The sequence below is a fragment of the Pararhodobacter sp. CCB-MM2 genome (genome assembly GCF_001691415.1).
Taxonomy (GTDB): domain Bacteria; phylum Pseudomonadota; class Alphaproteobacteria; order Rhodobacterales; family Rhodobacteraceae; genus Pararhodobacter.
The window spans coordinates 1-22562 of record NZ_LRRR01000039.1 but is presented as its reverse complement, the minus strand read 5'-3'; the positions used below and the strand labels follow the sequence as shown (position 1 = coordinate 22562).

Sequence of the window (22562 nt, the reverse complement as noted above, 5' to 3'; positions counted from 1 at the left end):
TAACAGGGGGTCAGAATGGTTGCCTTGAATCTAGTGGCAAAACGCCTTGCCGGGATGCTCGTGATCGTGGCGGCGGCCGGCAGTGCCTCGGCCCAGAGCGGTCGGTCCCCGGCCGAACAGCCGCCCGCCGATTACGCCGCGACGCAATATGTCGACTCGAACGGTTGCGTCTTCGTGCGCGCCGGGTTCAACGGCGGCATCAGCTGGGTGCCGCGTTTCGGCGACGACCGCCGCCCGATGTGTGGCTATGCGCCCACTCTGGGGGGCGCCGCCCCGGTTCAGGCGACCGCGCAGGGCTCGGTCACGCCGCCGCCCGCCCCGGCCCCGGTGACCGTCGCCGCGCCCGCCGAGAGCGGCTCGCGCATCCGCGTGCGTACCCCCTCCAGCGTCACCGCCTATGAGCCTGCGCCGGCAGCCCCCGCCCGCACGCGCACCCGGACCGCCCGTGCCCCGCAGGTCGTGACCGCGCCGCAGCCGCCGGTGGTCTATCCGTCCGAGGTGGCCCAGCCCCCGCTGCCGCGCCGTCGCAATGATTGGGCGGCCTGGGACGGGCTGAACCCGCGCGCCGGTGTCGGCTATGGCGCCGTGCGTCCGCAGGGCGGTTCGCGCTGGCAGGACGCCTATCTGCATGGCGAGCTGGCGACCAACCCGGTCGGTGACAGTCCGCGTCCCTCGGTCTCGACCATGGGCACCACGGCGGGCGTACAAGCCGCGCCGCAGCCGTCGCAACAGCAGGCGACGGGCCGGATGACCAACGGCCAGTATATTCAGGTCGGGACCTATGCCCGCCAGTCCAACGCGATGACCGCCATCGGGCATCTGCAGGCCAATGGCCTGCCGGTAGCGATGGGCCGCGCCGCTTCGGGCGGGTCGGAGTTCCAGATCGTGCTGGCCGGGCCGTTCACCGATGCCGCGACACGGGACCGGGCGCTGGCCCATGCCCGCGCGCTGGGCTATCGCGACGCCTTCGTTCGCTAAGGTCAGGGAAAGGTGGGGTGAAACCCCACCCTACGCCTGCGGCGCCTTCTGCCATTCCGGCAGCGGGAACAGCCGGTCGTAGGCCCAGTTGAAGGCCAGCGCGTAGGCCATGTAGAAAAGCGCGAAGGACAGGTCCATCACCAGCGCGTGCCAAAGCGAGACGCCGAGGTACCAGGCGATGAAGGGCATCAGCACGATCAGCAGCCCGCCCTCGAACAGCACGGCATGCAGCAGGCGGATGCGGGGCGATTTCAGCGTCGTGCCGGTTGTCCGGCGCAGGGCAAGGTCGAACAGCCAGTTGTAGAGCAGGTTCCACAGCGTCGCGAGCGTGGCGCTGACCACGCTGACCACGCCGATATCCTGTAGCGGCATGCCGAAGGCGAAGGCACCGAGGGGGACGACAAGCAGTAGCGCAATCAGCTCGAAGCTGAGGGCATGACGAAGACGGTCGAGGGGGGAGCGCATGGCAACCTCTTGTGTGCACGCCGGGTCGTCCCGGCCCTTTGCCCATCAGGGGGAGGTCGTCCTCACGTCTTTGGATATGCCCGTCCGGCGCCCGGTTTTCAAGCCTGCTGGGGCGATCAGCGGGCGCAGATCGCCTGCACGGTCAGCCATTCGCCATCGCTGAGCAGCGGATCGCCGCTACGGGTGCCGCCGGCGCTGTCGGCGAGGGCCTCGGCCAGCGCGTGACGCTCAGACGGGAGGGACAGGGCGTAGGGCGTGGGCGAGAGGCCGCGCTCGGTGAACCAAGCGCCCATTGCGGCGGCATCGGGCAAGGCCGGCGCGGCGGCGAGGCGCTGGCGGGCATAGCCGCGCAGGGCGTCCTCGGGCAGGTTGCCGGTGGTCAGCAGCGTGACCGTGGCCCCGGTCCCGGCATAGCGCAGCGTGTCCAACAGCGGGTCACGGGCCTGTCGCGCCAAGGCCTCGGCGCCGATGTAGCCGGCGAGGGCCTCGGGGCTGTCGAGCCGCGCCAGCAGCGCCTCGCCCAGCACCACGACCTGACCGGGCAGATGCGCGGCCTGCGCGCCGGGCACGCCCGCGACGACGACGATGCGCCAGTCACCGCCAAGGATGCGGTTGCGCAGAATGGCGAGGGATTGCCGCCCCTCGGGGTCGGCACAGACGCGCTCGCCCGCGGCGCTTTCCAGGAGTTCGTCCAGCGCGTCACGGCCGATCTGATCGCGCGCGGCGGGCGGCACAATGGCCGCGGTCCGCGCCACCAGCACCGCCGGCAGATAGAGCACCCCCACCAGCACCGCCGCCAGCGCAGCCCCGGCGAGGCCCAGCCGCAGCCAGGGCAGGGGGGGCTTGGGGCTCAAGGCGTTGCGGATCGTCTCGAGCGCCTCGATCAACAGGGCGTCTTCCAGCTCCAGCGTTTCGTCATCGCCTTCGGAGGGGGTGTAGACCGCGGGGCGCGTGCCCCGGTTGCGGCGCTGGACAGCCGGCAGGGACCAATGGCTCAGCGCCTGGCCCGATTTCGCGTCCGAGATGACGAGGCTGGATTCCCCCAGCCCCACGACCACGTCGCGTCGCTGATCGTCGGGACCTGCCCGCCAGACGCCCGACCCTTCGAGCCGCGCGTATTTATCAAGCGCCGTCATGCCTCAACTGCCGCCCGTTTTTTGTTCTGTGGGTCTGCCCCATGCTACAAGAGGCAGCCCACAGGCACCAGAGGGGGCGTGTCAGAGCGTTTTCGCCAGCGCGCGCAGCTCGAACTTCTGGATCTTGCCGGTCGAGGTCTTGGGCAAATCATGGAAGATCACGCGTTTGGGTGTCTTGAACCCGGCGAGACGCTCGCGCACGAAGGCGATGAGCTCGGCCTCGGTGGCCTCTGCGCCGTCCTTCAGCTCGACGAAGGCGCAAGGCACCTCGCCCCATTTGTCATCGGGCTTGGCGACCACGGCGCAGAGCGAGACGGCGGGATGGTGGGCCAAGGCGCCCTCGACCTCGACGGAACTCACATTCTCGCCGCCCGAGATGATGATGTCCTTCGAGCGGTCGGCAATCTTGATGTAGCCGTCCTCATACCGGAAGGCGATGTCGCCGGAATGGAAGAAGCCGCCCTTGAAGGCCTCGCGCGTGGCCTCGGGGTTGCGGAAATAGCCCTTCATCACCCCGTTGCCGCGATGCATGATCTCGCCCAAGGCCGCGCCGTCACGGGCCACGGGCTGCATCTCGCTGTCGAGAACGGTGATCTCCTCCATGAACGGCATCTTCACCCCGGTTCGGGCTTTCACCGCCGCGCGTTCGGCATCGGGCAGGGCGTCGAAGCCTTCGTGCCAGGTGCATTCGGTGGCGGGGCCATAGGTCTCGGTCAGGCCGTAAACCTGCGTGACGTTGAAGCCGAGCGGCTCGATTGCGGCCAAGGTCGCGGCAGGGGGCGGGGCGCCGGCGGTGAAGACCTCGACGACATGGTCGAAGGGTTTCCGCTCGCTCTCCTTGGCGGCGATGATGGTGTTCAACACGATCGGCGCGCCGCCGAAATGGGTGGCCCCCTCATCGGCGATGGCGTCATAGACCCCCTTCGCGGTGATGTCGCGCAGGCAGATAATCGCGCCGCCGAGGGCCGGGATCATCCAGGGGTGACACCAGGCGTTGCAATGGAACATCGGCACGATGGTCAGGTAGCGCGGATAGAGCGTCATGCGCCAGCTGATCGGCTGGGACATCGTGGCCAGATACGCGCCGCGGTGGTGGTAAACGACGCCCTTGGGCCGCCCCGTGGTGCCCGAGGTATAGTTCAGCGCCAGAGATTCCCATTCGTCTTCAGGCATGACCCAAGCGAAATCCTCGTCGCCCGAGGCCACGAGATCCTCATAGACCATATGCCGACCCGAGGCCGCGACGCCCGCCTGCGCATCCGGCACTTCGACGATCTTCGGCCCGCCGCCGATGATGATGCAGGCGCGCTCGACCAGTTCCACCAGCGAGCTGTCGATGATGGCCACCTTCGCCCCCGAGTGCTCAAGGACATAGGCGACCGTATCCAAATCGAGCCGCGTGTTGATCGAGTTGAGGATCGCCCCCGCCGCCGGCACCGCGAAATGCGCCTCGGCATGGGAGGGCACGTTGGGCAGCAGGACCGACACGACATTCCCCGGCACCACGCCCAGCTTCGCCAGCCCCGAGGCCAGCTTCGTCACCCGGCGATGGTACTCGGCATAGGTCCAACGGTCCGTGCCATAGACCAGCGCCTCACGCGTGGGGAACAGATCCGCCGCCCGGTTGAGGTGTGACAGGGGCGTCAGCGGCACATAGTTCGCCGCGCATTTCTCCAGCCCCGATTCATCCGCCAACCAACCCATGCAATCTCTCCCTCTTGCCAAGGTTTCGTCTTTCTGGTCAGCCATATTGGCGGCAGATCGAGCCGCCGAAAAGGGGCCGCGACCGCATGACCGCTCTGAGTGAAACGCCACAGGTCGCCCCGGGCCCGCAGCTGACGCCCGCGCCCGGCCCGAACCGCGTCTCTGCCGCCCTGCTGGCCGTGCTGGGCTATGCGATTCTGATCGGGTTCACCGACAATTACGTCCGCATCATCGCCGAGGAAGGCGGGCTGTGGCAGTTCCACGCCACGCGCACGGCGATGGCCGTCGTCCTGTTCGCGCTGGCGGCAAAGCCCATGGGGCTGCGGTTGCAGCCGGTGAACTGGAAGCCGTTCCTTGCCCGCTCGGCCGTGCATGCCAGTGCGATGCTGGTGTATTTCGGCTGCCTCGCCTACCTGACCGTCGCCCAGACTGCCGCCGGCCTGTTCACCGCGCCGATCTTCGTGCTGCTGTTCTCGCGCTTCCTGTTCGGCCATCCCTTGGGGCCGGTGCGCATCGCGGCCGTGGCCGTGGGCTTCGTCGGCGTGGTCATGGTGCTGGAGCCGGGCTCGCAATCACCCTTGGGCTGGGCCAGCCTGTTCCCGGTCGCCGCGGGCGCGGTCTATGCGCTGGGCAACCTCGCCACCCGCGAATGGTGCGCCGAGGAAAGCGCCGCCACCCTGACGCTGGGTTTCTTCGTGGCGCTGGGCATCGCCGGGCTGATCGGCATGGGGGTGCTGGCCCTCTGGCAGCCCGAGGTTCCGGCGGGCACCGATGGCTTCATCCTGCGCGGTTGGGTCTGGCCCTCGGGCGCGTTCCTGTGGTGGACCTTCGTGCAGGCGCTGGGCTCGGCCATCGCCGTGGGCTTGATGGTGCGGGCCTATCAACTAGCCGATGCCAGCCGCGTCTCGATCTTTGAATACGTGATCCTCCCGGTCTCGGCAGGCTGGAGCTGGCTGTTGTGGGGAGAATCGGTCTCGCTGCCTGCGGTTGTGGGCATGAGCCTGATTGTCGCGGCCGGGGCCATGATCGTGCTGCGTAACCGCTAACGTCCGCGCCAAGGTTTCCCATCTGGCGACAATCCGCAGCGAAGTGTTTGCCAAGGCAATTGCCGTCGCCAATGCCGTGCCGGTGCCAGAGTTAACCAGATTTTTACCTTAATTCGTCCGCGCCTTCGCCATGCGGCCCCGGCTGAATACCCTCATGGAAACGCCCGGCCACACAGGACCGGGGCAAACTGGGGGACAGACGCATGTGGGGCGATCTTGTCGGTGGCAGTACTGGTAAACGGGTTCGTATCACCCATTCCTTCGCGGATCGCGGCGATGCCTGGCCGTCGGCCATGGTCGCGGGCGCAAGCCGTCAGCGCAACGGGGCGGATGCCCTGTGCGAGGGCCTGATCGCCGACACGCTGGTCGCGACCGAGACGGGTTGGCGCCCGGTGCAAGAGCTGCAGCCCGGCGACCGGATCGTCACCTTCGACAACGGCATGCGCCCGCTGAAGGCCGTGCATGCCGCAACGCTGCACACCGCGGCCGAGCGCGCGCCGCGTCAGGTCTGGCCGATGCAGGTTCCGGCCGGCGCCTTGGGCAACCGAACCGCGATGCAGCTGATGCCGGGCCAGTCCGTCCTGATTGAATCCGACGCGGCCGAGATGCTGTATGGCGATCCTTTCTCGATGGTGCCGGCGTCGGTTCTGGACGGCCATAACGGCATCACCCGCACCGCACCGCAGGTCGAGACTGTCGTCGTCACGCTGGAATTCGACGAGGATGAGGTCGTCTATGCGAACGGCATGTTGCTGGTCCATTGCGCCGTCAGCCAGCCGGCCGCCGCGCGTCCGGGTGACAGCGCCGTGCTGCCCTATCAGCGTCTGACCGAGGCGCAGGCCCGCAGCCTGATGAAGGCCATGCACCAGCCGTTCTGAGACCGCTTGAAGGCCAGCCACGGCCCGGGCATCTGGTCCGGGCGCAGCCAGCCTGTCTCAGCCCTCGGACGGCAGCATCGCGGGGTTGTAGGCAACCTCCCACAGATGCCCGTCGGGGTCCTAAAAATCCCCGGCATACCCGCCGTAGACCGTCCCCTGCGCCGGCTTGACCACATGGCCGCCCGCCGTGACGGCCTGTGCCATGACCGTATCGACCTCGGCCCGTGAGCGCGTGTTATGCGCCAGCGTCACGGCCGTCGGGCTGATCGGCGTCTGCCGCAGCCCCGTGTCATGCGCGATATCCGCCTGCGCCCAGAGCGCCAGCGTCAGCCCGCCGGACAGCGGGAAGAACACCACCGATCCATGCTCGAATTCCTGACCGATGATGCCCTCGGTCTTGAGGCCCAGCCCGTCGCGGTAGAAATCCAGCGCGCGCTGTAGATCGGCCACGCCGAGGGTGATGAGGGAAATGCTAGGGTTCATATCCATGCCCTGTCCTTGAGGGCGGCAGCAGGCCACCCTATCCGGTCTTGGGCCGCCGCTCTCGCGGTGGAAGGACCTCGGTCGCACCGAGGGGCCGGGCCAACCGTCCCGCACCTAACCTGTTTCAGACGCCCTCAGCCTAGCCGCAGGGCAGGGGGGCCGCAAGCGAAACGCCCGCCCCCTTTCGGGAACGGGCGTCTCAGTCTCAGCGAAGGCGCTAGATCAGGCCGCGACCTTGACCGCGTTCGGGCCATAGAAGGTCTGACCCTTCTCGGCCATCTGGCGCAGCAGGGCGGGGCATTTGAAACGGGCACCGAAGCGGGCTTCGAGATCGTCGCAGATCGCCACGGCCTTCTTCGCGCCGATGATGTCCAGCCAGCCGAAGGGACCGCCCGACCACGGCGCAAAGCCCCAACCGAGGATCGCGCCCACGTCACCCTCGCGGATGTCTTCGAGCACGCCTTCCTCCAGCGCGCGGACGGCTTCCAGCACCTGCGCCATCATCAGACGGTTCTGCACGTCTTCCAGATCCGCGCCTTCCACGGTCGGGTATTTGTCGTTGAACCCGGTCCAATAGCCCTGACGCTTGCCGCTCTCATCATAGTCGAAGAAGCCGGCCTTCGACTTGCGGCCATAGCGCCCCTCGTCGACCATCCAGAAGACCACTTCGTCCACCGCGTCATCCGGGTAGTCGTTGCCCATCGCGGCCTTGGTGGCCTTGGCGATCTTGGCGCCCAGATCGAGCGAGGTCTCATCGACCAGCGTGATCGGCCCGACCGGGAAGCCCAAGAGCTTCGCGGCGTGATCGACCATCGGCATGGGCGTGCCTTCGGCCGCCAGACGCATCCCCTCGTTGATATAGGGGATGATGCAGCGGTTGGCGTAGAAGAAGCGCGCGTCATTGACGACGATCGGCGTCTTGCGGATCTGGCGGACGTAGTCCAGCGCCTTCGCGACAGCGCGCGGGCCGGTCTTGGCGCCCTTGATGATCTCGACCAGCAGCATCTTGTCGACGGGCGAGAAGAAGTGGATGCCGATGAACTGCTCGGGCCGGCTGGAGGCCGCGGCGAGCGAAGTGATCGGCAGCGTCGAGGTGTTCGAGGCGTAGATCGCGGTCTCCGGGATCACGGCTTCGGCCTTGGCGGTGACCTCGGCCTTGACCTTCGGATCCTCGAACACGGCCTCGACGATCAGGTCACAGCCTTCGAGATCGGCGTAATCCGTGGTCGTCTTGATTTTGTCCAGCAGCGCCTGCTTCTTCTCCTCGGTCGAGCGGCCCCGCTTGATCGCCTTGTCGAGGATGCCGGTCGAATAGGCTTTGCCCTTCTCGGCGGATTCGATGGTGGCATCCAGCAGCACAACCTCGATCCCGGCCTTGGCCGAGACATAGGCGATGCCCGCGCCCATCATGCCCGCGCCCAGAACGCCGACCTTGGTGACCTTCTCATCGGGCACTTCGGGGCGGTTCGCACCCTTCTCCAGCGCGCCCTTGTTGACGAAGAGCGAGCGGATCATGGCGCTGGACGAGGGGTTCATCAGCACATGGGTGAAGTAGCGCGCCTCGATCTTCAGCGCAGTGTCGAAGGGCACCTGCATGCCCTCATAAACGGCCGAGAGCAGTGCCTTGGCGGCCGGGTAAACGCCCCAGGTATTGGCATGGACCATGACCGAGGCCCCGACGAAGGTCGGGAAGCCGGGGGCCGAATAGGGCGCGCCGCCGGGGAACTTGTAGCCCTTGGTGTCCCAAGGCTTCACGAGGTCCGCATCCTTGGCGCCCAGCACCCAGGTCTTGGCCGCAGCGACCAGCTCGGCGGCCGGGACGACCTCGTCGATGATGCCGGCCTTTTTGGCCTTCACCGGATCATTGGCTTTGCCTTCCAGCAGCAGCGGAGCCGCGGCCATCGCGCCCAGCTTCCATGCCAGACGGGTGGTGCCGCCCGCGCCGGGGAAGATGCCGACCTTGATCTCGGGTAGGCCGATCTGAGCCTTGGGGTTCTCGGCCGCGAAGATGCGGTGGCAGGCGAGCGGGATTTCCAGCCCGATGCCCATCGCGGTGCCGGGCAGAGCGGCGGCGGTCGGTTTGCCACCCTTCTGCGTCTTGCGGTCCATGCCCGCGATCTCGATCTTCCGCAGCAGCGTGTGCATCGACATGATGCCGTCGAACAGGCCCTGCGCCGGGTTGTCACCCGCGTTCGAGCGCATGTCGGCAAGGACGTTCAGGTCCATGCCGCCGGCGAAATCCGCCTTGCCCGAGGTGATGACGATGCCTTTGACAGCCGCGTCGGCATGGGCCTTGTCGATGGCCGCGTCGAGTTCCTGAAGCCCCTCGAAGGACATCACGTTCATCGACTTGCCGGGCACGTCCCAGGTGATGATGGCGACGCCGTCGGCGTCCACGTCATAATGGAATTCGGTCATTTCTGGTCTCCCTTCGGCAGGTCGCGCGGGCCTTCCCAGGCGCTGCCGTCGTGATAGGTGAACCGGGCGTTGCCGCCCTCGATATGGATTTTCATGTCGACCTCGGTATAGGTCGCGACCTCGCCCTCGGATTTCGAGCCGACCACCAGGAACGAGGCCTCGGCATCCGAGCGGTTGACGAAGCGGTGCCCCTCAGCCACGCCCGCCTTCCAGGCGGCGCAATCGCCGGGATGCATCAGGGTCTCGCCGCTGTCCTCGGAAAGCACCAGCTCGCCCGACAGCACGATGGCGAATTCGTCTTCCTTCAGGTGCCAGTGCCGAAGCGAGGCCACGGCGCCGGGTTGCAGGTAGACGATATTGACCCCGAACTGCGTCAGACCCGCCGCTTGCCCCAGCCGGCGGGACGAACGCCCCGCCATCTGGCCGTTATAGGGCTCGGGGTAGATCGAGCCCTCCCGGTAGGGCGCCTGGGCGATGTCGATCTTCGGCATCAGACGCGCTCGATGATCGTCGCGGCGCCCATGCCCGAGCCGATGCAGAGCGTGGCAAGGCCGGTGCCCTTGCCGGTGCGCTCGAGCTCATCCAGCAGCGTGCCGAGGATGATCGCGCCGGTCGCGCCCAGCGGGTGACCCATGGCGATGGAGCCGCCGTTGACGTTGACCTTCGCGTGGTCGACGTCGAAGGCCTGCTCGAAGCGCATCACCACCGAGGCGAAGGCCTCGTTCACCTCGAAGAGGTCGAGGTCCGAGATCGCCATGCCGCTCTCGCGCAGGATCTTCTCGGTGACCGGCACGGGGCCCGTCAGCATGATGGTCGGATCGGTGCCGATCTTCGCGGTCGCACGGATGCGGGCGCGGGGCTTCAGACCGTATTTCTCGCCGAATTCCTTGTTGCCGATCAGGATCGCGGCGGCGCCATCGACGATGCCCGACGAGTTGCCGGCATGGTGGATGTGGTTCACGCGCTCGAGCTCGGGGTATTTCATCAGCGCGATCTTGTCGAAGCCCGGCATGACCTCGCCCATGTCCTTGAACGAGGGCTTCAGCGCACCCAGCGACTGCATGTCGGTGCCCGGCCGCATGTATTCGTCATGGTCGAGGATCGTCAGGCCGTTGATGTCCTTCACCGGCACCACGGTCTTGGCGAAACGGTTGTCCGCCCAGGCCGCCGCCGCGCGCTTCTGGCTTTCCACGGCCATGGCATCGGCCATGTCGCGGGTGAAGCCGTATTTCGTGGCGATGATGTCGGCGCTGATGCCTTGCGGCACGAAGTAATTATCGAAGGCGATCTGCGGATCGACAGCGATGGCGCCGCCGTCGGTGCCCATCGGCACGCGACTCATGCATTCGACGCCGCCGGCGACATAGGCCATGCCGGCCCCGCCGCGCACCTGGTTGGCGGCCATGTTCACCGCTTCCAGACCCGAGGCGCAGAAGCGGTTGATCGACACGCCCGGCACCTGCTCGTCAAAGTCCGAGGCCAGAACGGCGGTACGCGCAAGGCAGGCGCCCTGCTCGCCGATCTGGGTGACATTGCCCCAGATCAGGTCCTCGATCGCCCGGGTGTCGAGGTCCGAACGCTCCTTCAACGCGTTCAGCGCCACGGCCGAAAGGCGCGCGGCCGTGACCTCGTGCAGGCTGCCATCCTTGCGGCCCTTGCCGCGCACGGTGCGCACGGCGTCGTAGATATAGGCATCGGTCATGGGTGTCTCCTCAAGCCTTGGGCGCCCGGTCGGCAGGCGAGCCGGGCATCATGTCGTAGGGGTGTTTCCAGCCGGGCAGACCGGCGATGCGGTCCAGCCAGCGGTCGATATGGGGCCAGTCCTTGCGGTCGAAGCCGAAGGGTTCCGGGTAATAGAGATAGCCACAGCAGGCGGTGTCGGCGATGGTGACGTCGCTGCCCACGATGCAATCGCGGCTTTCCAGATGGGCGTTGAGCGTCGCGTAGGCGGCCTTGAGGCGGCCCTGCATGAAGGCGATGACCTCAGCCGGGCGCTTGTCCTCGGGGAGGAAGTTCATCAGGAAGCGGGTCATGCCGGCCTGGCTCGAGAGCTTGTGGTTGTCCCACAGGATCCAGCGCATCACTTCTTCCTCCTCACCGGCAGCACCACCCAGCTTGCCGGTCGCTTTCACGACATGCAGCTGGATCGCGCCCGACTGGCTGAGGACGGTATCGCCCTCGACCAGCACCGGCGCCTCGCCCATCACGTTGAGCGCCCGGTATTCCGGCGTGCGGGTCTCGCCGCCGAAGAAGTCGACATAGCGCGGGGTCCAGTCGTAACCGGCGAGGGTCATCGTCAGCGCCGCCTTGTACGAGTTGCCGGATTCCCCGAAGCAATAGAGCTGAGCCGTCATGGCGCGGTCCTTTCAGGCGTGGTGCGGGTGGAGAGGGCGAAAGGTGAGTATTTGAGACAAGGTGAGGGGGCGCGGTCAGGACTTGTTAACCATATCCCCGCCATACTTTGTTCACGGTACAGGCTGGAGAGCCGATGACCGTACAAGGTGATGCCATCCCTCCCTTCCCGAGAGCCGGCGCGACGTCCGTTGGCACAGGCGGGGAGGGATGTGCGCTCCTTCGCCCTCTCACCTTTTCCCAAGTACTCACGGGGTTTCCAAAGGGGGGCGTGCCCCCCTTTGGGCAGGGGGGTCGGGGGGCGGCAGCCCCCCGCCTGGCCCAACGGGAGACAAGGATCTTCGATCCGAAGGCGACGGGCGGGAGCCCTCACAGCGACCTCCCGATCAGTTCCTTCATGATCTCGTTCGTGCCGCCATAGATCCGCTGCACGCGGGCGTCGGTCCACATCTCGGCCACCGCGTATTCCTGCATGAAGCCGTAGCCGCCGTGGAGCTGCACGCATTCATCGAGCACCTGGCATTGCAGGTCCGACAGCCAGTACTTATTCATCGCCGCCATCTCGACCGTCAACTCGCCCTTCAGATGCGCGGCGATGCAGGTGTCGAGGAAGCTGCGCGCGACGACCGTGTTGGTCTTGCACTCGGCCAGCTTGAAGCGGGTGTTCTGGAACTGCAGGATCGGCTTGCCGAAGGCCTCGCGCTCCTTGCAATAGGCGATGGTGCGCTCGACCGCGCCTTCCATCGCGCCGACCGCGCCCGCGCCGATGATCAGCCGTTCCTGCGGCAGTTGCTTCATCATCTGGTAGAAGCCCTGACCCTCGACCCCGCCGAGCAGGTTCTCGGGCGGGATCGGCACATTGTCGAAGAACAGCTCGGAGGTATCCGCCGCCTTCAGCCCGATCTTGTCGAGGTTGCGGCCGCGCGTGAAGCCCTCGGCCCCGTCGGTCTCGACCACCATCAGCGACACGCCCTTGGCACGGTCATTGGGGTCGGTCTTCGCGGCGACGACGATCAGGTTAGCGTGCTGGCCGTTGGTGATGAAGGTCTTCTGCCCGGTCAGCCGGTAGACATTGCCGTCCTTCACCGCGCGGGTCTTCAGGTTCTGCACGTCCGAGCCGCCCGAGGGTTCGGTCATCGCCAGCGCCGCGACCAGCTCGCCCGAGGCCATCTTCGGCAGCCAGCGCTGTTTCTGTTCCTCGGTCCCGTAGGCGAGGATGTAATGCGCGACGATGCCGGAATGGATGCCGTTGCCCCAGCTGGCGAGGTTACCGCGCGAGGCTTCCATGACGATCACCGCCTCATGGCCGAAATCGCCGCCCGCGCCGCCGTATTCCTCGGGGATCGAGGCGCAGAGGAGGCCCATCTCGCCGGCCTGTGCCCAGGTCTCGCGATCCATCTCGCCCTGTTCGCGCCAACGCTCGAATTTGGGAGACCATTGCTCGTCGATGAACTGGCGCGTCATCTCGCCCAGCATGCGGTGGTCGTCGCTCATCCAGGGCGAAGGCAGCATCGGGAATGTCATGGTCGGGCCCCTCCCAAGGCCTTGTGATCGTTATTTTTTCCGCGCTTCCAGCTCGGAGTTGAAGATCCTCAGGCGGTGCTGAAGATTTTCGCCATGCGTCACGGAATCGAAATGCTCGAAAAGGAAGGACAAAGCCTCGCCTTCATCGAGCCCGGCATCGGACGCGAAGCGTTTCAGACGGCGATAGCCATCCTCGGTCATGGCGACCGGGAAACGGCGGGTCAGGCGCAGACGCTTGGGCATCACTCCTCCGGCGACTGGTAGCTCTCGACCTCGGCGAGGATCGCCGGATCGGTAGTGCGTGAGGGCGCGTCGTGCAGCGCCCCCAGCCAGCCCACGCGGGATTCCACGCTGGCATTGTACTGCGCCTCGAACGGCGTGCCGGGGGCCATGGTGCCGGCCATCAGCTCGATCCCGTCTTCGGTGCGGAAATAAAGGGGCGTGCCGCAGGTCCGGCAGAAGCCCCGCCACGCCACCGAGGACGAGGCCCATTCCGAAGGCGTGCCCGTCCAGGTCACCGCCTCGGGCTTCACCTGAAGAAGCGGAGCGAAGGCGTTGCCGGTGGCGCGTTGGCACATCCGGCAATGGCAGATCACCGCCTTGGTCGGGCCAGAGGCCACCCGGTAGCGCACGGCGCCGCATTGGCAGCCGCCGCTGAAACCCGGATGGTCGGTCCAACCGTCTGACACCTTTGCCCCTCCCCGGCTCAGATCAGAACGCTTCGGCGTCCAGCGCCATCACCGGCTCGGCGCCCGACTGGATGCGGGCCAGATGCATCCCGGTGGCCGGCAGCTGACGGGCCATATAGTAGCGGCCGGTCTTGATCTTCGTCTCGTGGAACGTGGCGTCAGAGGTCCCGGCCGCCAGCGCCTCGGACGAGGCCTTGGCCATCATCGCCCACATGAAGCCAAGGCAAACATGCCCGAACATGTGCATGAAGTCCGTGGACCCGGCGAGCGCGGCATTGGGGTTCTTCATGCCTTGCTGCATGAAATACATCATCGCCGCTTGCAGGTCCTTCGATGCGGCCTTCAGGGGCTCGAGGAAGGGTTCCTTCAAAGCCTCATTGCCCTCGTTCTCCTTGATGAAGCTCTTGATCATTTCGAAGAAGCCCATCGCCGGCTTGCCACCCTCGGCGGCCAGTTTGCGACCCACGAGGTCCAGCGCCTGCACGCCGTTCGCGCCTTCGTAGATCATGGCGATCCGGGCGTCGCGGGCGAATTGGGACATGCCCCATTCCTCGATATAGCCGTGGCCGCCATAGACCTGCTGGGCCTGCACCGCCATGTCGAAGCCCTTGTCGGTCTGGAAGCCCTTGATCACCGGCGTGAGCAGCGAGATCAGCCCCTCGGCCTGTGCGTCGCCAAGGCGATGCGCGCGGTCGATCAGATGCGCCCCCCAGAGGGTGAAGGCACGGGCGCCCTCGATGAAGGATTTCTGGTCCATCAGCATGCGGCGGATATCGGGATGCACGATCAGCGGATCGGCATTGCCGCCCGGGTTCTCGGCGCCGGTGACGGCGCGGCCCTGCAGGCGGTCCTTGGCATAGGCGACGGCGTTCTGATAGGCGGCTTCAGCCTGCGCATAGCCCTGCAGGCCCACGCCCAGACGGGCCTCGTTCATCATCACGAACATGGCGCGCATGCCTTTGTGCAGATCGCCGATCAGATAGCCGGTCGCCTCGTCATAATTCATGACGCAGGTGGCGTTGCCGTGGATGCCCATCTTCTCTTCGATCTTGCCAACCGAGACGCCGTTGCGGTCGCCCAGCGAGCCGTCGTCCTTCACGAGGAATTTCGGCACGATGAAGAGCGAGATGCCCTTGGTGCCCTCGCCGCCGCCCGGGGCCTTGGCCAGCACCAGATGGATGACGTTCTCGGACATGTCGTGATCGCCGGCCGAGATGAAGATCTTCTGGCCCGAGATCTTGTAGCTGCCGTCGTCCTGCGGTTCGGCCTTGGTGCGGATGAGGCCCAGATCGGTGCCGCAATGCGGCTCCGTCAGGTTCATCGTGCCGGTCCATTCCAAGGAGACCATCTTCGGCAGATAGGTCGCCTTCTGTTCGTCAGAGCCCGCGGCGAGGATCGCGTTGATCGCGCCATGGGTCAGGCCCTGATACATGTTGAAGGCCATGTTCGAGGACACGAAGATCTCGCCCACGCCGGTAGCGAGGACATAGGGCAGGTTCTGACCGCCATATTCCTCGGGCAGGTCGAGGCCGTTCCAGCCGCCTTCCTTCATCTGCGCGAAGGCATCCTTGAAGCCGGTCGGCGTGTAGACGATGCCATTTTCCAGCCGGCAACCCTCGGTGTCGCCCACCGTATTGAGCGGCGCGAGCACGCCCTCGGCCAGCTTGCCGGCCTCCTCGAGGATCGCGGCGGTGAATTCGGCTTCCAGCTCATCATAGCCGGGGATGCCGGTCTGGGTGGCCTTGAGCACGTCATGCAGCAGGAACTGCATGTCCTTCACGGGAGCGGTGTAGGTGGGCATGTCGCTATCCTCCGGGTTTGGCCGCACCCTGCGGGCGGGCCGGTCGTCTGTGTCTGCTCTCGCGCCTTGGGGCGCGGGTTATTCGGCGGCGGGACGAAAAGCCGCCAGCATCTCGGCGCCGCTTTCAAGCTGCGCGCGCAGCTCGTCGATCGCCTCGGTCAGCTCGTCGCGCTGCTGCTCCATCTGCGCCAGACGCTCGCGCGCGGCTTCGATGGTGCGTTTCAGCTGCTCGCCTTTCTGGTCGCCCCGGTCGTAGAGGTTCAGAAGCTGCCGCATCTCCTCGAGCGCGAAGCCGAAGCGCTTGCCGCGCAGGATCAGCTTCAGCCGGCCGCGGTCACGGCGGGAGTAGAGACGCTTCTGGCCCTCACGGAACGGGCTGATCAGCTCCTTCGCTTCGTAAAACCGCAGGGTGCGCGGGGTGACGTCGAACGCCTCGCACATCTCGCGGATGGTCATCAGATCCTGGTCCATGTCACACCTCGTGGGGTCGGGGATTGGCCCCGTCAGGAGTGAACATAGCGCGCTTGAAGGAAGAATGAAGAAAACTTGACGTTAACGTAAGTCGAGACGCTGCGTCACGAGATTGACGTTGACGTCAGGTCGGCTTCCTGGCGTCGGGAGGGGGCGGGTGAGGGGTTTCGCCCTTGTCCGGCATGCCTCCGGCACGCAGGCCTCGGGCGACGGAAGAAGGGGGGCGCTGCCCCCTCGGCCTGCGGCCTCTCCCGGCGGTGCCACGGGCACCGCGTTCGCGGCTGAAACGCTCCACTGGAGCGTTTCCGGGACGTCGCTCACCCCCCGGGATATTTTCGGAACGAAGATGGGAAAGAGGGTCGCGCGCCTCTCTCACCTTGTTGCAAATACTCACGCGGCGCTGGGTTTTGCTTGGCCGGTGGGGCAGGGGATCAGGCCTTCGTTTCGTCCTCGGCGAGGCGGGCGGCCTCGTCGCGCAACTGCTTGAGATCCTCGATGGTGACCGCCAGTTCCTCGCGTTGCTTGGTGAGTTCGCCGAGCTGGCGGTTGGCCATGTCGACGAAGGCGTCAAGCTGCGGCTTGGTGCCCTGCTTCTCGTAGATGAGCAGCCATTGGCGCAGTTCTTCCAGCGCGAAGCCGAAGCGGCGGCCGCGCAGGATCAGTGTCATGCGGGCGACTTCGCGCGGGCCGTAGAAACGGTTGCGGCCTTCCTTCTCGGGCTTCAGGAGCTCGATATACTCGTAATAGCGCAGTGTGCGCGGCGTCACGTCGAAGCGTGCGCACATTTCCTTGAACGACAGTTTCGTCTCGCTCATCTCCGGCAGCCGCCCCCTCCGCAACCCGGTCTTTCTGTTGCGCTGCAGCGTAAGGGAGCCCCCGGACAGAGGCAACCGGATTGACGCCGGGGCCGGTCAGCAGCGGGATGCCCCCGCCCTTGCCAAAGGCCCGGCTTTCCCCCATCCCTTGATCGCAAGGATTTGAACGGCAGGACAGAGCGATGACCGACCCCGCAACCGATCCCACCGCGGCGCAACGCTTCATCGAGGCGATCCCGCATTCCAAAGCGCTAGGCATGCGGCTGGAAGCGATCGGCGACGGCAAGGCGGTGATCTCGATGCCCTATGACGAGCGCTTCATCGGCGATCCCTCGACCGGCGTGATCGCGGGCGGCGCGGTCTCGGCGCTGATGGACACCTGCTGCGGGGCGGCGGTGATGTCCTTTCCGGGCGCGCGGGGCACGGCGACGCTGGATCTGCGCATCGACTACATGCGCGCGGCGAAGCCCGGCCAGCGGATCACCGCGCGGGCCGAATGCTACCACGCCACCCGCACCGTCGCCTTCGTCCGCGCCACCGCGCATGATGAGGACGAGACGCTGCCGGTAGCCTCGGCCTCGGGCGCCTTCACCATGCAGAGCGTGACCAAGGAGGGCGAGGCATGAGCCGTCCGAAGCCCGAGCCGGTGCAGGTGGTCAAGGAGCGGCGCGACCGGGCGCTGAAGACCCTCGTCGGCGGCATCCCCTATGTGCAGTTCCTCGGCATCCAGTTCGACCGTCGCGGCGACGAGCTGACCGCGGTGCTGCCCTTTGACGAGAAGCTGATCGGCAACCCTTTCCTACCGGCCATTCATGGCGGCGTGACTTCGGCCTTCCTCGAGATCACCGCGATGATCGAGCTGAGCTGGTCGTCGCTGTGGGAGGATATGGAGAAGGGCACGCTGGACCCGCGTGCTTTGGACGAGAGCCATATGCCACGCCTGCCGAAGACCATTGATTTCACGGTGGATTATCTGCGCTCGGGCCTCCCGCGCGATGCCTATGCGCGGGCGCGGGTGAACCGCTCGGGCCGGCGCTATGCCTCGGTGCATGTCGAGGCCTGGCAGGACAACCGCTCGCGGCTGTTCGCGCAGGCGACGGGCCATTTCCTGATCCCCGGCAAGGATCCGCGTCCTTGACCCCATTGACCCATGGCCGGGTGCTGAAAATCGCCCTGCCGATTGTCGCCTCGAACGTGACGGTGCCGCTTCTGGGCCTCGTCGATACGGCCGTCGTTGGGCAATTGGGCGAGGCCGCGCCGATCGGGGCCGTGGGCCTCGGCGCGGTGATCCTGTCGGCCTTCTTCTGGATGTTCGGCTTCCTGCGCATGGGCACCACGGGTCTGGCGGCGCAGGCGCATGGCGCGGGCGATGTGGCCGAGACGAGCGCGATCCTGAAGCGCGGTCTGCTCATTGCCTTCGCGGCGGGTTTCGCGATGGTCGTGCTGCAGGTGCCGCTGGCGGCTGCGGCCTTCAAATTGGCGCCGGGATCGGAAGGGGTCGAGAGCCTCGCGGCGCAATATCTGCAGATCCGCATCTGGGGGGCGCCGGCGACCATCGGCATGTATGCGCTGACCGGCTGGCTGATCGCGCTGGAGCGCACGCGGGCCGTGATGGCGCTGCAGATGATCACCAATTTCGCCAATATCGGCCTCGATCTGTGGTTCGTCCTGCATCTGGGCTGGGGCGTGCCGGGCGTGGCGCTGGCGACGCTGATCGCGGAATGGTCCGGGCTGCTGTTCGGGCTGTGGCTGGTGCGTGACGGGCTGCGGGTCGCGGGCGCGCGGATCTTCGACGCGGGCAAGCTGCGGCGGATGGCGATGGTCAACAGCCACATCATGATCCGCTCGATCCTGCTGCAGGCCTGTTTCACCTCCTTCTTGTTCCTGTCCTCAGGCCGCGGCGATCTGGAGATCGCGTCGAACCAGATCCTGCTGCAATTTCTTGAGGTCATGGCCTATCTGCTTGACGGTTTTGCCTTCGCCGCCGAGACGCTAGTCGGACAGGCGGTGGGCGCGCGTTCCCGCGACCGGCTGGGGCGGGCGGTGCGACTGACCTCGACATGGGGCGTCACGGGGGCGCTGTTGATGTCCGCGCTCTTCGCGCTGGCGGGGCCGAGCATCATCGACCTGATGACCACGGCCGCCGATGTGCGCGCGGAGGCACGGCACTATCTGCCCTGGGTGATCGCGGCGCCGTTGATCGGCATCGCCGCGTGGATGTTCGACGGGATCTATATCGGCGCGACCTTCACGCGCGAGATGATGGTCACCGCGGCCCTCTCCGCCGCGACCTATGCCCTTTGCGTCTGGGCCTCATGGGGGTATGGGAACCACGGGCTGTGGCTCTCGCTCATGGTCTTCAACGCCGCGCGCGGCCTGTCGCAGGCTGCCCTCTATTCCCGGATACCCCGGTCTTTGCATGACGCCTGAACTTGTGACCCGCCTCTTCACCCGCCCAGACGGCAGCTACGCTTTCGCCCGTTGGGGCCGGCCCATCGTGCCAATTGTCTTTGGCACCGATGATGCGACGCTTGCCACGGTCAAGGGTGCGATCGAGGTCGTGGTGGCGATGTCGGGGCACAAGATGGCCGAGACGGATCCCGAGCTCGGCGCGAATCTGATGCTGTTCTTCTTCCGTGACTGGGACGAGCTCTTGGCCGTGCCGGACCTCGACCGGCTGGTCGAGGGGCTGGGGGAGCTGGTGCCCCGGCTGAAGGCGCAGGGCGCGAACCAGTACCGCGCCTTCCGCTTCGATCCCGAGGGGACGATCAAGGCGGCCTTCTGCTTCGTGCGGATGGACGAAGCGATGGCCGAGATCCCGGCCGAGGATCTGGCGCTGTTGCAGGCGGTGCAGGTGATGGTGCTCTGGGCCGACGGTGCCTTCCGCGAGCTGCCGCCACTGGCGCGGGCGAATGGCGTGGCGGTGCTGCGGCCCGAGATCGCCGATGTGATCCGCGCCTGCTATGATCCGCGGATGCCGGCAGTGGCGACGGATGCGAGCCATGCGCTGAGGGTGGCCGCGCGGCTGAGCGCGGGTTGAGCGGGTTTGCCCGGCGGCACGCCGGGCCGCGCCCGACCCTCCCCCCGGGAGGGCGCCCTGTTGGCCGCGCGCACCGATCCGTCGTTATGGGCGTGAGGGCGATGGTTCCCCGCCCCGGCGTTTGATGCGCCCACCCAGGGTCGGGCGCGTCCCTTCTCACGTCAGGCGACCGGGTCAAACCTTGACACCGCCCCCTGCGCCCCGCACAACTCGTTGAAATTCCTGACCCCCGGCAGCAAGGCCACGGCCCGCCAGACCGGGACAGCGCCGAGGCGGGCCGATGCACCAATTCCCCGTGACCGTCTATTACGACGAGACCGATCTCGGCGCGATCGTCTACCATGCGAATTACATGAAGTTCATCGACCGCGCCCGCGCCGATTGGGTGCGTGGCATCGGTGTCGATCAGAACGCGCTGAGGGAACAGGGCTTCGTCTTCGTCGTCCACCGGATCGAGGCCGATTTCCTCGCGTCCGCGAAGCTGGAGGACCAGCTGATGATCCGCACCAATGTGATGGAGGTCACAAGGCTGCGGCTGATCCTCGACCAGCGGGTCTATCGCGACCGGACCTGCCTGTTCCGCGCGCGGGTGACCATCGCACTGGTCAGCCTCGACGGCAAACCGCGCCGCCTGCCGGAACAACTGACGGCGCTGGGCGATCTCGGCGCTTTGATGGTGATGTGAGGAGGGCCCATGCATAGCTACCCGGTCACCGTGCATTACGAGGATACCGACCTCGGCGGTATCGTCTATCACGCCAATTACCTGAAGTTTATCGAGCGCGCCCGCTCGGCCTGGGTGCGCAGCCTCGGCATTGATCAGGTGGCGATGCGGCGCGAGGGCGTGGTCTTCGTCGTCCACCATATCGAGGCCTGGTTTCAGGCGCCTGCGACGCTGGACGATGCGCTGACGGTGACCACAAGCGTGGCCTCGTCCAGCCCGGCGCGGCTGGTGCTGGAACAGGTCGTCGACCGCGACGGGCTGCCGCTTTTCCGGGCATTGGTCACGCTGGTGTCAATGTCGACCGAGGGGCGCCCGCGCCGACTGCCCCCGGAACTGCGGGCGTTAAGCGGAAACACGTAACATTCCCGTGCTGCTATTGGTGTTTCTCTTGGAAACACGCTAGAATCACGGCAAAGAGGGTCGCCGCATCGCAGCGGCCCCACGAGGCGTGTGCAAGAGCAGGACAGACGGCATGGATACCTCCACCCTGGCGCAAGCCAGCGAACTCGATTTCTCGCTCATCGCGCTGTTCATGCGCGCCACGCTGACCGTGAAGCTGGTCATGCTGATGCTCATGGTGGCCTCGTTCTGGTCCTGGGGCATCATCATCCAGAAGCACCTGGTGTTCCGCCGCGCCCGCCGCGATGCGCAGCGCTTCGACACGGCCTTCTGGTCGGGCGAACCGCTGGACGAGCTTTACGCCCGCATCGGCTCGACCCCCGACAGCAGCCCTGAGCGCATCTTCTCGGCCGGCATGGCGGAATGGCAGCGGTCGCATCGGCAGGACGGGGCGCTGATCCCCGGCGCGGCGCAGCGCATCGACCGCTCGATGGACGTGGCCATCAACCGCGAGGTGCGGGAGCTGAACTCGGGCCTGACCTTCTTGGCGACCGTCGGCTCGGCCAGCCCCTTCATCGGTCTGTTCGGCACGGTCTGGGGCATCAAATACGCCTTCGAGGAAATCGCCATGGCCCAGTCGACCAACCTGGCCGTCGTGGCGCCCGGCATCGCCGAGGCCCTGCTGGCCACGGGCCTGGGCCTGCTGGCGGCTATCCCGGCGACGATCTTCTACAACAAGCTTTCCGACGACAGCGAGGCCATCACCGCAGGTTACGAGACCTTCGCGGATGAGTTCGGCACGCTTCTGTCGCGCAACCTGGACGGCTGAGCCATGGGTGCGCAAGCCATCAAACGCTCGGGCGGTTCGGGGACACGGGGCCGCCGCCGCGGTCGCTCGGCCAAGATGTCCGAGATCAACGTCACGCCCTTCGTGGACGTGATGCTGGTGCTGCTGATCATCTTCATGGTCGCCGCGCCGATGCTGGTCGTGGGTGTGCCGGTGGAACTGCCGCGCACCGCAGCCGGCGCCCTGCCGGCCGAGCAGGAAGAACCCCTGTCGATCACGCTGGACGCGGATGGCGGCCTGACGCTGATGACGACCCCGGTGGCCGAAGCCGACCTGATCCCGCAACTTCAGGCCATCGCGGCCGAGCGTTCGGGTGACCGGGTCTTCCTGCGCGCGGACGGGGCGATCCCCTATGCCCGCGTCGTGCAGGTCATGGGCGCGCTCAATGCCGGCGGGTTCAACAACATTGGATTGGTCACCGAAACCGGTGGACCTACCTTCGGAGCCTCGGCCGGGCAGTAAGCCCGTGTGCCGACAGGACAGAGAAAGCGAACGGCGCGGACATGGTGGCGATGGCACAGGTCCAGATGAACACGGGACAGAAGGTCTCGGCCCTGCTGCATGGCGGGCTGATCCTTTGGGTGCTGGTGTTCGACATCTTCGGCGCGCCCGATCAGTCGCATGAGCCGGCGGTGACGGAGGTGGCGATCATCTCGTCCGCCGATTTCGCCGAACTGACGGCCGCGACGCCGCCCGCCCCCGCTCCGTCACCTGCGCCGGTGGAAACCCCGGCGCCCGCGCCGCGTCCCGAAGCCATCGCCACGCCCGAGCCCGTCGCCCCGCCGCAGCCGGTGACCCCGCCCGAGCCCGTCGCGCCGCCGGCGCCCGCTCCGGCCCCGACGCCCGCTCCGG

The 22562-nt window shown here is 66.6% G+C and carries 25 protein-coding genes and 1 pseudogene; 12 read left to right on the top strand and 14 right to left on the bottom strand.

The features are described from left to right. Positions 1-54: 54 nt before the first annotated feature. On the top strand, positions 55-978 hold the full coding sequence (locus BCY78_RS22175) for an SPOR domain-containing protein (protein WP_158515990.1): 924 nt from the start codon (positions 55-57) through the stop codon (positions 976-978). A 30-nt stretch (positions 979-1008) separates the two neighbouring features. Here BCY78_RS22175 and BCY78_RS22170 read toward each other — a convergent pair whose 3' ends face one another. The 3 genes from BCY78_RS22170 to BCY78_RS22160 all read right to left on the bottom strand — a co-directional run bounded on the left by BCY78_RS22170 (position 1009) and on the right by BCY78_RS22160 (position 4283). After that, positions 1009-1443 carry a PACE efflux transporter gene (locus tag BCY78_RS22170; protein ID WP_068306209.1) on the bottom strand — a complete coding sequence of 145 codons (435 nt, stop codon included), beginning with the start codon at positions 1441-1443 and terminating at the stop codon, positions 1009-1011. 116 nt (positions 1444-1559) lie between these two features. Next, positions 1560-2579 (bottom strand): hypothetical protein, encoded by a 1020-nt coding sequence (locus BCY78_RS22165; RefSeq protein WP_068306207.1) that lies wholly within the window; start codon positions 2577-2579, stop codon positions 1560-1562. Between the two features lie 81 nt (positions 2580-2660). Further along, the gene (locus tag BCY78_RS22160; RefSeq protein ID WP_068306205.1) at positions 2661-4283 is read right to left on the bottom strand and encodes an AMP-binding protein; all 1623 of its coding nucleotides are present in this window, start codon (positions 4281-4283) and stop codon (positions 2661-2663) included. A gap of 86 nt (positions 4284-4369) precedes the next feature. On the opposite strand from BCY78_RS22160, the gene BCY78_RS22155 reads away from it, so the two are divergent. Next, the gene (locus BCY78_RS22155; RefSeq protein WP_139103278.1) at positions 4370-5329 is read left to right on the top strand and encodes a DMT family transporter; all 960 of its coding nucleotides are present in this window, start codon (positions 4370-4372) and stop codon (positions 5327-5329) included. Between the two features lie 203 nt (positions 5330-5532). Beyond that, positions 5533-6207 carry a Hint domain-containing protein gene (locus BCY78_RS22150; RefSeq protein ID WP_068306203.1) on the top strand — a complete coding sequence of 225 codons (675 nt, stop codon included), beginning with the start codon at positions 5533-5535 and terminating at the stop codon, positions 6205-6207. A gap of 120 nt (positions 6208-6327) precedes the next feature. On the opposite strand, the gene BCY78_RS22145 is transcribed toward BCY78_RS22150, so the two are convergent. The 11 genes from BCY78_RS22145 to BCY78_RS22095 form a co-directional block, all read right to left on the bottom strand. Beyond that, positions 6328-6696: a VOC family protein gene (locus BCY78_RS22145; RefSeq protein ID WP_233499472.1), complete on the bottom strand. Its 369-nt coding sequence runs from the start codon at positions 6694-6696 to the stop codon at positions 6328-6330. A 216-nt stretch (positions 6697-6912) separates the two neighbouring features. Beyond that, positions 6913-9108 carry a 3-hydroxyacyl-CoA dehydrogenase NAD-binding domain-containing protein gene (locus BCY78_RS22140; protein WP_068306202.1) on the bottom strand — a complete coding sequence of 732 codons (2196 nt, stop codon included), beginning with the start codon at positions 9106-9108 and terminating at the stop codon, positions 6913-6915. Then, complete coding sequence (locus BCY78_RS22135) at positions 9105-9599, bottom strand: cupin domain-containing protein (protein ID WP_068306201.1); 495 nt, start codon at positions 9597-9599, stop codon at positions 9105-9107. Before BCY78_RS22135 ends, BCY78_RS22140 begins: the two co-directional genes overlap by 4 nt. Further along, positions 9599-10810: an acetyl-CoA C-acetyltransferase gene (locus BCY78_RS22130; RefSeq protein WP_068306199.1), complete on the bottom strand. Its 1212-nt coding sequence runs from the start codon at positions 10808-10810 to the stop codon at positions 9599-9601. Before BCY78_RS22130 ends, BCY78_RS22135 begins: the two co-directional genes overlap by 1 nt. Positions 10811-10820: 10 nt before the next feature. Continuing rightward, positions 10821-11462 carry a glutathione S-transferase family protein gene (locus tag BCY78_RS22125; protein WP_068306198.1) on the bottom strand — a complete coding sequence of 214 codons (642 nt, stop codon included), beginning with the start codon at positions 11460-11462 and terminating at the stop codon, positions 10821-10823. A gap of 367 nt (positions 11463-11829) precedes the next feature. Beyond that, on the bottom strand, positions 11830-12984 hold the full coding sequence (locus tag BCY78_RS22120; protein WP_083195242.1) for an acyl-CoA dehydrogenase family protein: 1155 nt from the start codon (positions 12982-12984) through the stop codon (positions 11830-11832). Positions 12985-13014: 30 nt separating this feature from the next. Beyond that, positions 13015-13227: a hypothetical protein gene (locus BCY78_RS22115; protein WP_068306192.1), complete on the bottom strand. Its 213-nt coding sequence runs from the start codon at positions 13225-13227 to the stop codon at positions 13015-13017. Next, positions 13227-13673 carry a GFA family protein gene (locus tag BCY78_RS22110; RefSeq protein WP_068306190.1) on the bottom strand — a complete coding sequence of 149 codons (447 nt, stop codon included), beginning with the start codon at positions 13671-13673 and terminating at the stop codon, positions 13227-13229. Before BCY78_RS22110 ends, BCY78_RS22115 begins: the two co-directional genes overlap by 1 nt. A 22-nt stretch (positions 13674-13695) precedes the next feature. After that, positions 13696-15474: an acyl-CoA dehydrogenase C-terminal domain-containing protein gene (locus BCY78_RS22105; protein WP_068306189.1), complete on the bottom strand. Its 1779-nt coding sequence runs from the start codon at positions 15472-15474 to the stop codon at positions 13696-13698. A gap of 78 nt (positions 15475-15552) precedes the next feature. Continuing rightward, positions 15553-15945 (bottom strand): MerR family DNA-binding transcriptional regulator, encoded by a 393-nt coding sequence (locus BCY78_RS22100; RefSeq protein ID WP_068306187.1) that lies wholly within the window; start codon positions 15943-15945, stop codon positions 15553-15555. A gap of 431 nt (positions 15946-16376) precedes the next feature. Continuing rightward, a complete protein-coding gene (locus BCY78_RS22095; protein ID WP_068306186.1) occupies positions 16377-16760 on the bottom strand; it encodes a MerR family DNA-binding transcriptional regulator in 384 nt (127 codons plus the stop codon). Positions 16761-16942: 182 nt separating this feature from the next. Between BCY78_RS22095 and BCY78_RS22090 the strand changes: the two genes are divergently transcribed. From BCY78_RS22090 to BCY78_RS22050, 9 genes and pseudogenes are all read left to right on the top strand, one after another. Next, complete coding sequence (locus tag BCY78_RS22090; protein ID WP_068306185.1) at positions 16943-17386, top strand: PaaI family thioesterase; 444 nt, start codon at positions 16943-16945, stop codon at positions 17384-17386. Further along, positions 17383-17898, top strand: a complete 516-nt coding sequence (locus tag BCY78_RS22085) for a PaaI family thioesterase (protein WP_068306183.1) — start codon at positions 17383-17385, stop codon at positions 17896-17898. Before BCY78_RS22090 ends, BCY78_RS22085 begins: the two co-directional genes overlap by 4 nt. Next, complete coding sequence (locus BCY78_RS22080; protein WP_068306180.1) at positions 17895-19190, top strand: MATE family efflux transporter; 1296 nt, start codon at positions 17895-17897, stop codon at positions 19188-19190. Before BCY78_RS22085 ends, BCY78_RS22080 begins: the two co-directional genes overlap by 4 nt. Next, positions 19180-19800, top strand: coding sequence for a hypothetical protein (locus BCY78_RS22075; protein WP_068306177.1), 621 nt, complete (start codon positions 19180-19182; stop codon positions 19798-19800). The genes BCY78_RS22080 and BCY78_RS22075 overlap by 11 nt, the downstream gene beginning before the upstream one ends. A gap of 280 nt (positions 19801-20080) precedes the next feature. Further along, positions 20081-20485, top strand: a complete 405-nt coding sequence (ybgC, locus tag BCY78_RS22070; RefSeq protein WP_068306176.1) for a tol-pal system-associated acyl-CoA thioesterase — start codon at positions 20081-20083, stop codon at positions 20483-20485. A 9-nt stretch (positions 20486-20494) separates the two neighbouring features. Next, a complete protein-coding gene (locus BCY78_RS22065) occupies positions 20495-20884 on the top strand; it encodes a YbgC/FadM family acyl-CoA thioesterase (protein ID WP_068306172.1) in 390 nt (129 codons plus the stop codon). A gap of 112 nt (positions 20885-20996) precedes the next feature. Next, the gene (tolQ, locus tag BCY78_RS22060) at positions 20997-21692 is read left to right on the top strand and encodes a protein TolQ (RefSeq protein WP_068306170.1); all 696 of its coding nucleotides are present in this window, start codon (positions 20997-20999) and stop codon (positions 21690-21692) included. A 3-nt stretch (positions 21693-21695) separates the two neighbouring features. Further along, a complete protein-coding gene (locus BCY78_RS22055) occupies positions 21696-22172 on the top strand; it encodes an ExbD/TolR family protein (protein ID WP_068306168.1) in 477 nt (158 codons plus the stop codon). 50 nt (positions 22173-22222) lie between these two features. Beyond that, a pseudogene (locus tag BCY78_RS22050) lies at positions 22223-22562 on the top strand (hypothetical protein); the annotation flags it as partial.